We start from the raw sequence: 12255 nt of genomic DNA, 5'->3' as shown, positions 1-12255 counted from the left end.
AATGGCGAAACAATTGCCAAAAACAGATGTCGTGTTAGTCGGAGTAGGCTGGGTTGGAGGAATCATTGCATCAGAGCTTACTAAAAAAGGAAAAAAAGTAGTCGGGATCGAAAGAGGGAAAGAGCGTTCGACAAAGGATTTTATGATGGCGCACGATGAGCTTCGTTATGCTGAGCGAAAAGGCATGATGCAGGATTTATCAAAAGAAACTGTTACTTTCCGCCATAATACCAAGCAGCGGGCTCTACCTTACCGCGAATGGGGATCTTTCTTAATCGGGGATGGCCTTGGCGGTTCTGGAATGCATTGGAATGGGCAGACCTACCGTTTTCTCCCTTACGATTTCGAAATCTATTCCAAAACGGTTGAGCGTTATGGGAAAGGCAAAATTCCTAAAGGGATGACCATTCAGGACTGGGGCATTACCTATAAGGAGCTGGAGCCTTATTTTGATAAATTTGATGCGATGGCGGGTGTATCCGGCGAGCCTAATCCGCTGCCAGATGCACCTCAAGTCAAGTATCCAAATCCACCGATGAAAGAAACTCCGGTAACGGAATTGTTTAAACAGGCGGCAAAAGACCTGGGATACCATCCTTACCATATGCCTTCCTGCAACCTTTCGCAGCAATATACAAATCCGGACGGAATCACTCGTTCCGCTTGCCAATATTGCGGATTCTGTGAACGTTTTGGATGTGAATATGGTGCGAAAGCTGATCCGGTTGTTACTGTTCTGCCAGTCGCAAAAGAAACAGGCAATTTTGAGGTTCGAACACATTCAGTGGTCCGGAAAGTGCTGCATAAAGACGGAAAAGCTACCGGAGTTTTATATGTGGATACCCGCACAGGGGAAGAGTATATCCAGCCAGCAGAAGTAGTCGTCGTTTCTGCTTATCAGATGAACAACATTAAACTCCTGTTAAATTCTAAGCTTGGAACTCCTTATGATCCAGCTACGGGTCGTGGCGTAATCGGCAAAAACTATGCCTACCAGACCTATCTGGGAAATGCTTATGGTTTCTTTGATGAAAAAGAATATAATATTTTCGCAGGTGCAGGTGCCCTTGGTGCACAAATCGATGACTTTAATGGGGACTTCTTTGACCATACAGACATGGATTTCCTTCATGGAGCGACCATCCATATTACCCATCTCGGAGACAGGCCAATAGCCAATAATCATGTCCCTGAAGGTACACCGTCATGGGGCAGGGAATTCAAGGACAAGTCCGTTCACTATGCGAACCGGACAATGGTCATTAAAGCCCAGGGTGCCAGCATGCCGTGGCAGGATAACTATATTGACCTTGATCCCACCTATCGCGATGCTTTCGGGGATCCACTTCTCCGCATGACTTTCAACTGGAAGGACCAGGACCGTAAACTGATGGAATTTATGGGTGGGAAAGCAGCTGAAATCATGAAGAAAATGGGGGCAACCCATGTTAATCAGGGCGGAAAAAATATTAAGGATTATGACATCCGAAATTATCAATCTACTCACAATACCGGCGGTGTCATTATGGGATCAGACCCTGAAACAAGTGCTTTGAACAATTACCTGCAAATGTGGGATTGTGAAAATGTCTTTGTTCCAGGTGCAAGTGCATTCGCCCATAATTCAGGCTATAACCCAACAAACACTGTTGGCGCATTAGCTTATCGTGCAGCTGAGGGGATTGAAAAATATCTGTCTAAAGGCGGATCATTGGTATAAAAGTTTCATAGAAAAGTGGTGAATAAAATGGCCAATATTGGCGTCCCAGGACTAATCCTTATTTTACTTCTGGCATTGATCGTTTTCGGGCCAGCCAAGCTTCCGCAATTGGGAAGAGCGGTTGGACAAACTTTAAGAGAATTTAAAAACTCAACTAAAGGTGAAGTTGATGGGGTTACAGAAGAATTTAGGCTGGAGGAAGGCCCTTCTGCAGTTAAAAAGAATCTAAAATAATCATCTCCCCGTTATTCTGGCACAGGAAGATACCTGTGCCAGTTTTATTAATTAATCTATAATGGCAAACCCGAACAATCGTAAAAATAAAAAATTTTATAGTCCTTAATCGTGGGTGGCATGTTATCACTCTTACTGTGTGAAAATTAAAACTTAAATTCTTTTTTTGGTTGAACATTTTTTAACACCGCTTCATAATGTATATATGAACACATATTCATATAGGGGGTTAATCGATTGGGACATCACCATCATGGCCACGGCCACCATCACGGAAATGGCAATAAAAAAGCTTTATTTCTATCTTTTGTTCTGATCTCAATGTTTATGGTTGTTGAAGTAATCGGAGGTATTTGGACGAACAGCCTGGCTCTTTTGTCTGATGCGGGGCATATGCTAAGCGATGCGGTGGCATTGGGTCTTAGTTTTTTTGCAATAAAATTGGGTGAAAGGACTGCAACAAAGAGCAAGACGTATGGATACAAGCGCTTTGAAATTATTGCAGCGGCCATGAACGGACTCACTCTAATTGGTATTTCTTTGTATATCTTTGTGGAAGCCTATCATCGTCTAACATCTCCTCCTCAAGTACAAAGCTTGGGAATGCTGGCAATAGCAGTAACAGGGTTCCTGGTGAATATTGTTGCAGCCTGGATCCTGATGAAGGGAGATAAAGATGAAAACCTGAATGTGCGCAGTGCATTCTTGCATGTAATTGGAGATCTGCTAGGTTCAGCAGGAGCGATCATTGCCGCGTTGTTGATTTATTTCCTTGGGTGGACGCTGGCGGACCCCATAGCCAGTGTCATTGTCGCAGTGCTTGTCTTGGTCAGTGGCTTGAGAGTGGTAAAAGAAGCTTTTCATATTCTTATGGAAGGTGCACCTCCTCAGATAGAAATGGAAAAATTAAAGACCGCGTTGGGACAGATCCCATATGTAAAGGGTGTCCATGATTTGCATATTTGGTCCATTACTTCAGAGGTGCCAATGCTTAGCTGTCATTTGGCTGTTGAAAGCGAAAGTCGGCAGCATCTAGTGCTCAACTCGGCGGTGTCCATTCTTCATGATCACTTCGGGATAGAACACAGTACCATACAGGTTGAAACCGAAGGCTGTCCAAGTCACCACGGTACATGTAATTAGTGCATGGCATGTTGAATCGTTTGCTTCAGGATGCTCATGACGTGTTCATCATCATGAGTATAGAAGACCGTTGTTCCCTCTCTTCTAAATTTAACAAGCCGCAGATTTTTTAAAAATCTCAGCTGATGGGAAACGGTTGATTGGAGAAGGGAAAGCTTTTCAGCAATATCATTTACCGAATGTTCACCTTGAAATAATAGATGCAGAATCCGAATCCTGGTAGGATCAGAGAGAGCTTTGAAGGTCTGTGAAACCATAAAAAGGGTTTCCTCATCAAGTGATTCCAATTCTTCTGGCAATTTATCCTTTTCCATGCATGCCCACCTCCTAAAAGCTATTATACCGAAAGAAAAAACGAAAATCATGGATACTTATTCCATGGTTTTTTGGATAAGAGATTTTACGTTCCGCGAAGCAGTTGAAGCAGGGGATCAGAAAATCACTTAATTGTGACCGTTCTAATTTTAACTGGAGCTTTTTTGTACGCTCTTTCTAGCCCTGCATCCCTAATCGCTTCTTTTGTAACCGCTTTAAAAGGGAAGCTCACACCCAGCCCAGTTTCAAACGGTGACAGAGAAAGAGAGATCGTCTGGTTATCTTCCCAGTAAGCATGGATACGCTTATTTTGAGCAAAAGGGAACTGCTGAGGGAATCCATATCGGAAAAATGGATGTTCATTTTCCTTCTTTGCACCAGGCTCATTTAGACAAAGATAAAGGCTCAGATTATCACACAGCTTTAGGATTTCTAAATGGTATTGATAATCAAGATTGTTAATTCTCAATTCATTCAAGAGGAAGCTCTGCCTATACTTTTCATGTGAACAAAAATCCCGGCTCGGTTGATCCTCAGCTTCTTCAAGGAAGGAGGCAAAATGCAAACTGCACAGAAGGCCGGCGTATTTATCCATTTGTTCTACCTCATCAATCGCTTTGCGGTAAGATGCAATTTTCGGTCCGACAGGGTAATCATCAAAGCTGTGGGGCCGGTTACTTTCTACATTCCATAAAGGAGAGGCATCCAGGTCCGTCCAGCCTCTGTCATGCTGATGGATTGCCAGAATCACTTGTTGTTTCTTTTCCTTCCCAATAAAGTATTCATCCTTCCAGTGCTGGGCTATTTCTCCTGAAACCTGGGCATGATCATGCTGATTCACCATGAGGAATTCGTCTTCCCGTTCTAATATAATCATTTCACCCACCCAATCTTCAATAAAATGACTCTTCCTTTTAATCATACTTTTTTAACAAGGCAATGACACTGTTTTAATCCAAAATCGCAAAAATCTTTTTGACACTCTATAATAAACATGTTAACATTTCATTTAAATTCAGAACCTATGAATAATTAAGAATTTAATACATAAATGCATCAGGTGCTGAGCCTATTAACACTCAGCTTAAAAGGGAAGTCCGGTGAAAGTCCGGCACGGTCCCGCCACTGTAATGGGGAGCAACTTGTCGAAAAACCACTGTTTCGTCTGAAATGGGAAGGGACAAGAAGCGTTGAACCAGAGTCAGGAGACCTGCCTGTTGTATGCACTTGTACTCTACGGGTGAATAGAGAGGAGTGAGGGATAGGTGTTGAGGAAACCAGCGGGTCTCAACTCTAGTTAGCTATGCGCACTAATCTCTCTTTTCTTCGGAAAAGGGAGATTTTTTGTTTGGGACAAAAATACAGCAAGGTAGGGGAGATTAAAATGGGGAAAGCAAGAAGCTCTTTATTGGGCTATCCAAGAATAGGGGAACAGCGGGAGTGGAAAAAAGCGCTGGAGCAATTTTGGGCAGGCAAAATGAATGAACTGGAATTTAGGGATAAAATGGAGCAGATTCGCCTTGGACATGTGAAAAAACTCGCAGAGATAGGCATCGATCTGATTCCGGTAGGAGATTTCAGCTTTTATGACCATGTACTTGATACATCCGCCATGTTCGGCCTTGTTCCTGAACGTTTCAAATATGAAGGTGGAAAGGTTTCCCTTGAAACGTATTTCGACATTGCCCGGGGAAATCAGGGTGCTGTAGCTTCTGAAATGACAAAATGGTTCAACACCAATTATCACTATATTGTTCCAGAACTGGATAAGGAACCAGTGCTAGCCGATAACCGGCCACTTCGTTTTTTTAGGGAAGCGAAGGAGAAGCTGAACATCGAAGGGAAGCCAGTTATTTTAGGGCCGGTCACCTTTGTAAAGCTATCTAAGGGATATAAAAGAGGATTCAAAGATGTCGTTGAACAATTTGTGCCGCTATATGCCAAAATTTTAAGAGAATTACAAGAAGAGGGAGTGAAGTGGGTACAAATAGATGAACCAATCCTATCTACTGCCATTTCTAATGAAGAGTTCGAAATTGTTGAAGATGTTTACCATGCATTGCAGGAATCAGCACCAAAAGTAAACATTCTTCTGCAAACATATTTTGATTCTGTTGAAGACTATCAAAAAGTGATTACACTTCCTGTGAAAGGAATCGGATTGGACTTTGTCCATGATCGGGGAGAAAATCTAAAAGCCTTGAAAAGGCATGGTTTCCCCGCAGATAAGGTACTTGCAGCCGGAGTCATTGACGGAAGGAATATTTGGCGGGCAAATCTTGAAGAAAAGCTGCTTAATCTGGAAGAAATCCTTCAGAAGGTACATAAAGATTCATTGATTATTCAGCCGTCTTCCAGTTTGTTGCATGTTCCGGTCACAGTGAGAAATGAGAATTTGCCTCAGCCACTAACCGGAACTTTGGCCTTTGCAGACGAGAAGAGTGAAGAAGTAGTGTTGCTCGCAAAAGCTGTAAATCATGGCAAACCTTCCATTGCAGCAAAGATTGTTGAGGCAATTGTTGCGTTTCAGCATTTGAACTCTTCCACCTTCCGTAACAATAGACAAATCCAGGAGGAATTAAAGAAACTGCCATCGATGAAAGTTAGTCGGGCAGCGACATTTTCCATCCGCCAATTGGAACAGGAAAAAGCTATTCCGCTTCCATTGCTTCCGACTACCACCATCGGGAGTTTTCCGCAGACGGCCGATTTAAGGAAGCGCCGGCAGGAGTGGAGGAAGGGGCAGCTCTCAGATGTTGAATATGATGACATTATTAAATCGGAAATTAAAAGGTGGGTGGAACTTCAGGAGGAAATCGGTCTTGATGTATTGGTTCACGGGGAATTCGAACGGACTGATATGGTTGAATTCTTTGGCGAGAAACTTGCTGGTTTCCACTTTACCAAATTAGGCTGGGTTCAATCCTATGGCTCCAGATGTGTAAAGCCTCCGATTATTTTTGGAGACGTCACTTTCGAATCGCCTATGACATTAAAAGAAACTCTATACGCGCAATCCTTGACAGACAAGCCTGTAAAAGGCATGCTGACAGGCCCTGTTACCATTCTGAATTGGTCCTTTGTTCGTGAAGATATAAGCCGCTTTCAGGTGGCAAACCAAATTGCGCTTGCACTAAGAAAAGAAGTGGAGGTTCTTGAAGAAAACGGGATATCGATGATACAGGTAGATGAACCCGCACTCCGGGAGGGACTGCCACTAAAGCCCAAACATCAGGAGGAATACCTTAATCGAGCGGTATATGCTTTTAAGTTAGCCACCTCCTCTGTTAAAAATGAAACACAAATTCATACACATATGTGCTATTCCAATTTCAAGCAGATTATCAAAGCAATCAATGCACTGGATGCGGATGTAATCTCAATTGAAACATCAAGAAGCCACGGGGAACTGATACAGACATTTGAGGAAAAGACCTATGGGAAGGGCATCGGTCTCGGCATCTATGACATACATAGTCCTCGGGTTCCATCTTTGGGGGAAATGTTGAAAAATATCGAACGCGCTTTGCGGGTGCTGGATAAAAAATTATTCTGGATCAATCCAGACTGTGGATTAAAGACCAGAGGGGAAGCAGAAACGATTGCTGCGCTTAAAGTGATGATAGAGGCTGCCAGGCAGACAAGGGAGAGACTTCTTGTAAAGGAAAGATAACCAATAGAATAATCTTTTAACGGGCTCCTCAGGAAGGGCCCGTTTTTTTGCACGCAAAGCGACTGGATGTAAGGAATGATTAAAACCTTTTTAGATAGATATTGATATACAGGAGGGTCTTTAAAGGGAAATAGAAATGGAAAAGTATTGAAGCTGAAAGCAGAAAAGCAGAGCCCCCCGTACTGGGAGAAAAGCCGAACAATCTTCCACAACCTACTTTTCAAACTATGACCGTAAGGGTAGGAAAGACCATTCCAATTTTGCGGAATAAGAGCTCACATGGCATTGCAACGATTTTTATTCTCTGGATCATTCAGTCTGAAAATTCTGGGACTAATTTCTTGCATATGCTGCAAAAGGAACTTTTCCCTCTGTTGCTGGAGTGACTGGGGATTTTGGGGAATTATGGGAAAACTTATGTTGGCGGAAAATTGACCAGAAATGCGATTTATCCAAAGGATGCCGGATAATTAAAATCGAATTTAAAATGACCCGGTGAATGTCACCGGGTTGTTCTTATTTGAGATGGTCATTTAGAACGCTTTCCTCTAGCACAGAGAATTTATCTCCATATATCTTTGTGATATGTTTTTCTCCCCAAGCACATAAAGAGTCCAAGATGCCTTGCAGACTCCAACCGTATTCACTTAACTCATATTCCACTTTCGGCGGTACCTGGTTATAAACAATCCGGTTAATGATTCCGTCTTCCTCCAGTTCCCGAAGCTGCTGGGTCAGCATTTTCTGTGTGATGCCCGGCATTAGTCTCTTTAATTCGCTTGTTCGTTTTTTTCCATGTGTCAGGTGGCAGAGAATGACGCATTTCCATTTACCGCCAATGACCTCAAGTGTTGCTTCTACAGAGATATTGTATTTCTTTTTCTGCATGTTCGGTTCATCCTCCTGTTATCTATAGGAACTAAAAAGTGCCTATGTCACTTTTCGGTATCTATATTACTTAAAAGTACGTACTTTTCATTCTGCATGCTATATTACATAATAACATTTGCCGGTCGAGTTTTACTATTCTTTACAATCCCATTTGCTAGCAGCGGGTGAAGTATACAGAAAAAATGGAGGGTTTTAACAGATGGATTTCCATGAAAGAAAAAATACATTGTCTCTTCTTGCATTGGCAGTCAGTGCCTTTGCAATTGGAACAACAGAATTTATCAGTGTCGGCTTACTGCCGCTCATTTCGGCGGATCTTGATATATCCGTAACAAGCGCAGGATTGACAGTGTCCTTATATGCTCTTGGAGTAACCTTTGGAGCGCCGGTTCTCACTTCATTGTTATCCAATATGTCACGCAAATCCTTATTGCTGTTAATTATGGTCGTCTTTATTGTCGGAAATGGCTTGGCAGCTACGGCCTCTTCTATTGGAATCCTTTTGGCCGCAAGGGTAATATCTGCACTTGCCCACGGTGTCTTTATGTCTATCGGTTCTACTATAGCTGCCAGCCTGGTGCCTGAAAACCGCAGGGCAAGTGCCATTTCCATTATGTTTACAGGTTTGACAGTTGCAACCGTAACAGGTGTCCCTATCGGAACTTTCCTTGGCCAGCAGTTTGGCTGGCGGCTCGCATTTACGGCAATAATCGTTGTTGGAATTGCAGCCCTTATTGCAAACAGCTTGTTGATTCCATCAAGCCTGGCTAAAGGAAATAAAACATCGTTACGCGACCAGATCTCCCTGCTGACCAATGGCCGTTTACTTTTAGTGTTTATCATGACAGCACTCGGCTACGGGGGAACATTCGTGGTCTTCACTTATTTATCCCCCTTGCTGCAGGAAATAACAGGATATACTCCTAAAGCTGTAGCGGTTATTTTAATGGCTTATGGGATTGCTATTGCAATTGGAAATATGATTGGCGGAAAAGCGGCAAACAGAAATCCAGTTACAGCTCTATTTTATATGTTCATTGCTCAGGCTGCTGTTTTGTTTTTATTGGCATTCAGCGCACCATACAAGACGGCAGGACTAATTGCCATCCTTTTTATGGGCTTATTTGCTTTTATGAATGTTCCGGGACTGCAAGTATATGTTGTCATGCTCGCGGAACGAGATGTACCTGGTGCCGTTGATGTGGCCTCTGCAATGAATATTGCCGCATTTAACGCCGGGATTGCAATTGGTTCTTATCTCGGGGGTATTATAACCGACACAATCGGGCTGGTTCATACGCCGTGGATTGGAGGAATCATGGTTCTGGGAGCTGTAATCCTGACTGGCTGGAGCAGGGTGCTTGAACGAAAGGATCAAAACATTTTACCGAATAAACACTTTTCAGCATAAAAAAAAAGCTCTGGCTTAGGCTATAGAGGCAAAGGCTGGCGTTAATCAAATTTATAAATTACTGGAGGAAATTAAAGATGGCAAAAAATCTGCAGGATACTGTAACACTTAATAATGGAATCAAAATGCCATGGTTCGGCCTTGGTGTATTCAAGGTTGAGGAAGGCTCTGAGGTGATCCATTCGGTAAGAACCGCTATTAAAAATGGTTACCGCCTAATCGACACAGCCGCTGTATACCAAAACGAGGAAGGTGTAGGAAAGGGAATCCGTGAAGGAATGAAAGAAGCCGGAATTTCGAGAGAGGACCTTTTCATTACATCAAAAGTATGGAACTCAGACCTGGGATATGAATCGACATTGGCCGCCTATGAGACAAGCTTAAAGAAGCTCGATCTGGACTATCTGGACTTGTACCTAATTCACTGGCCGGTCAAGGGAAAATATAAAGAGGCCTGGAAGGCATTGGAGGCCATTTATAAAGAGGGAAGAGTAAAAGCAATTGGTGTCAGCAACTTTCAGGTTCATCACCTGGAGGATCTCTTAAAAGCTGCAGACGTCAAACCTGTGATTAATCAGGTGGAGTATCATCCGCGTTTGACACAAAAGGAACTTCAGCAATATTGCAGGGAGCATGATATACAGCTTGAAGCGTGGTCACCTCTGATGCAGGGGCAGTTGCTGGATAACCCTGAACTTCAGGGAATTGCCACTAGACATGGCAAATCCGTGGCACAGATTATTTTGCGCTGGGATCTTCATAATGGAGTCATTACGATTCCAAAATCCATAAAAGAAAACAGGATTATCGAAAACTCCTCAATCTTTGACTTTGAACTGAGCAGCGATGATATGGAAAAGATCGATGGACTCAATAAAAATGAACGAGTTGGTCCAGATCCGGACAATTTTGATTTTTAACATCCAGTTTGAGAAAGATCCTGGTTCTGTCGGGGTCTTTTTCATGGTTCCCTTTAACTGGAGAATGTTAAGCAGGGGTTTCCCTGTTTATTTAGGGTCACAAACTTCTTGTTCCGCCGATAAAGTTTCATGATCTTTTACCATGCTGTATTTAAGTTTTTGTAATCCCGTAACTCCAATTGCAGAAAACAATTCAAAGAAGAATGATTAAAATTAAATCTAAGGCCGTTATCTTTTCCTTGTAGAGCAAAATGTTGATATTCTAAGGGAAGAGAATATAAATTCAAATGAGTTTTTAAGAATTTATTTTAAGGAAGTGTGTAGAACGTGATTTAAAGGAGGAAGGAATGAATGGGCAGCATAGAACTGCGGAAGCAGGATGTAACTCACATTCTCACAGAACATCACCAGTTCTTTGATACAAATAAGACTTTGGAGCTGGATTTTCGGTTGGAGCAATTAACCCGGCTAAGGGAAGGGATCTTGCGATATGAGGAGAAAATGAACGAAGCCCTTCATAAGGATTTAGGCAAGCATCCTTTTGAAACTTATACTTCGGAAATTGGATTTGTTTTAAACAGTATCCGGCATACCATGAAGCAGCTAAAAAAATGGGCAAAACCTAAAAAAGTGAAAACACCGCCTGTCCTGTTTCCCTCAAAAAGCATGATCCTATACGAGCCTTACGGGACAGTCTTGATTATTGGTCCATACAATTACCCTTTTCAATTATTGATTGAACCAATGATTGGAGCTATCGCCGCGGGAAATTGCGTTGTCCTGAAGCCTTCAGAAGCAGTTCCACATGTGTCTGGTGTGATTCAGGAAATGATTCAATCAATCTTTGATCCATCCTATATACGATGTGTTCAAGGCGGAATTGAAACAAATACATCATTAATTCATTCCCGATTTGATTATATTTTTTTTACAGGGAGTGTGCAGGTCGGAAAAATAGTCATGGAGGCAGCTGCCAAAAATCTAGTGCCCGTGACACTTGAATTGGGCGGGAAAAGCCCTGTTATTGTGGATGAAAGTGCGGACATCAGAGTTGCAGCAAACCGGATTATCTGGGGGAAAACCTTGAATTCCGGACAAACCTGTGTAGCACCGGATTATCTGCTGGTCCATGAATCTGTAAAAAAAACGTTGGTGGAAGAAATGAAGAATGTTCTACAAAGCTTTTTCGGGGACAATATTGAGAGCAGCAAGGATTTTGGAAGAATTGTGAACGATAAACATTTCACTCGATTAAAGAACATTATAGAGAGGGATCAAGGCGGAATCTTATTTGGGGGTGGGACAAATCCAGAAACAAGATTTATTGAGCCTACACTCATTGAGGCGGATTGGGATTCAGCGTCTATGAAAGATGAAATTTTTGGGCCGATCCTGCCGATATTAACCTATAAAGATTTGGACAAGGCAATCGCTTCAATCAAAAAACTGTCTAAGCCACTGGCCCTATACCTTTTTACTTCTAGGGATGAAACAGAAAAGAAAGTGTTAAGGGAGGTCTCGTCGGGTGGTGTCAGTATCAATGATACGGTGACGCATCTGGCCAACCCGGAACTGCCCTTTGGGGGAGTTGGACATTCAGGTATTGGAGCCTACCATGGATATTACAGTTTTACAGCTTTTTCGCATGAAAAAAGCATCCTGAAAAAAAGCAGTAAAGTAAACCTCTCGACCCTGTTTCCCCCTTATACCGACAAGAAATTGGAATTAATCCGGAGATTGCTTAAATAAAAAGGGTACTAAAACCCTGCTTCCACTCAGGCAGGAAATGTAAGGGAATTAACTTTATAGAAATGAATGTGGTTATCATTAAGTGTTATGCGCAATTGATTTCGCTCAATATTCGATCCATGATTCAGGTAATTCAATTGGTTGAAGAGAGCATCTACTTTAGAATAGTCATGGTTGCACAGCCAGATTAATTTGAAAA

The 12255-nt window shown here is 42.4% G+C and carries 10 protein-coding genes and 1 riboswitch; of the genes, 7 read left to right on the top strand and 3 right to left on the bottom strand.

What is annotated here, in order from left to right; all coding sequences use genetic code 11:
* The first annotated feature begins 1 nt into the window (after window position 1).
* The 3 genes from EV146_RS02575 (at window position 2) to EV146_RS02565 (ending at window position 3097) form a co-directional block, all read left to right on the top strand.
* Window positions 2-1720, top strand: coding sequence for a GMC family oxidoreductase (locus EV146_RS02575; RefSeq protein ID WP_132001569.1), 1719 nt, complete (start codon window positions 2-4; stop codon window positions 1718-1720).
* A gap of 27 nt (window positions 1721-1747) precedes the next feature.
* The gene (gene tatA / locus EV146_RS02570; protein WP_132001567.1) at window positions 1748-1954 is read left to right on the top strand and encodes a twin-arginine translocase TatA/TatE family subunit; all 207 of its coding nucleotides are present in this window, start codon (window positions 1748-1750) and stop codon (window positions 1952-1954) included.
* Between the two features lie 237 nt (window positions 1955-2191).
* Window positions 2192-3097: a cation diffusion facilitator family transporter gene (locus EV146_RS02565; protein WP_132001565.1), complete on the top strand. Its 906-nt coding sequence runs from the start codon at window positions 2192-2194 to the stop codon at window positions 3095-3097.
* On the opposite strand, the gene EV146_RS02560 is transcribed toward EV146_RS02565, so the two are convergent.
* Together EV146_RS02560 and EV146_RS02555 are read right to left on the bottom strand one after the other, a co-directional pair.
* Complete coding sequence (locus EV146_RS02560; RefSeq protein ID WP_132001563.1) at window positions 3094-3411, bottom strand: ArsR/SmtB family transcription factor; 318 nt, start codon at window positions 3409-3411, stop codon at window positions 3094-3096. The genes EV146_RS02565 and EV146_RS02560 overlap by 4 nt on opposite strands.
* Window positions 3412-3536: 125 nt before the next feature.
* Window positions 3537-4289 (bottom strand): DUF3891 family protein, encoded by a 753-nt coding sequence (locus tag EV146_RS02555; protein ID WP_158286974.1) that lies wholly within the window; start codon window positions 4287-4289, stop codon window positions 3537-3539.
* A 164-nt stretch (window positions 4290-4453) separates the two neighbouring features.
* Window positions 4454-4644: riboswitch (cobalamin riboswitch) on the top strand.
* Window positions 4645-4796: 152 nt separating this feature from the next.
* Between EV146_RS02555 and metE the strand changes: the two genes are divergently transcribed.
* Complete coding sequence (gene metE, locus EV146_RS02550) at window positions 4797-7085, top strand: 5-methyltetrahydropteroyltriglutamate--homocysteine S-methyltransferase (RefSeq protein WP_132001559.1); 2289 nt, start codon at window positions 4797-4799, stop codon at window positions 7083-7085.
* A gap of 516 nt (window positions 7086-7601) precedes the next feature.
* On the opposite strand, the gene EV146_RS02545 is transcribed toward metE, so the two are convergent.
* Window positions 7602-7973 carry a winged helix-turn-helix transcriptional regulator gene (locus tag EV146_RS02545; protein ID WP_121613050.1) on the bottom strand — a complete coding sequence of 124 codons (372 nt, stop codon included), beginning with the start codon at window positions 7971-7973 and terminating at the stop codon, window positions 7602-7604.
* Between the two features lie 202 nt (window positions 7974-8175).
* On the opposite strand from EV146_RS02545, the gene EV146_RS02540 reads away from it, so the two are divergent.
* From EV146_RS02540 to EV146_RS02530, 3 genes are all read left to right on the top strand, one after another.
* On the top strand, window positions 8176-9387 hold the full coding sequence (locus EV146_RS02540) for an MFS transporter (RefSeq protein ID WP_132001557.1): 1212 nt from the start codon (window positions 8176-8178) through the stop codon (window positions 9385-9387).
* A 77-nt stretch (window positions 9388-9464) separates the two neighbouring features.
* Window positions 9465-10307, top strand: coding sequence for an aldo/keto reductase (locus EV146_RS02535; protein WP_132001554.1), 843 nt, complete (start codon window positions 9465-9467; stop codon window positions 10305-10307).
* Between the two features lie 351 nt (window positions 10308-10658).
* Window positions 10659-12056 carry an aldehyde dehydrogenase gene (locus EV146_RS02530; RefSeq protein WP_132001551.1) on the top strand — a complete coding sequence of 466 codons (1398 nt, stop codon included), beginning with the start codon at window positions 10659-10661 and terminating at the stop codon, window positions 12054-12056.
* The last annotated feature ends 199 nt before the right edge of the window (window positions 12057-12255 follow it).

This window comes from Mesobacillus foraminis, from assembly GCF_004340465.1.
Classification (GTDB): domain Bacteria; phylum Bacillota; class Bacilli; order Bacillales; family Cytobacillaceae; genus Mesobacillus_B; species Mesobacillus_B foraminis.
This window is presented reverse-complemented; position numbering and strand designations above follow the sequence as displayed.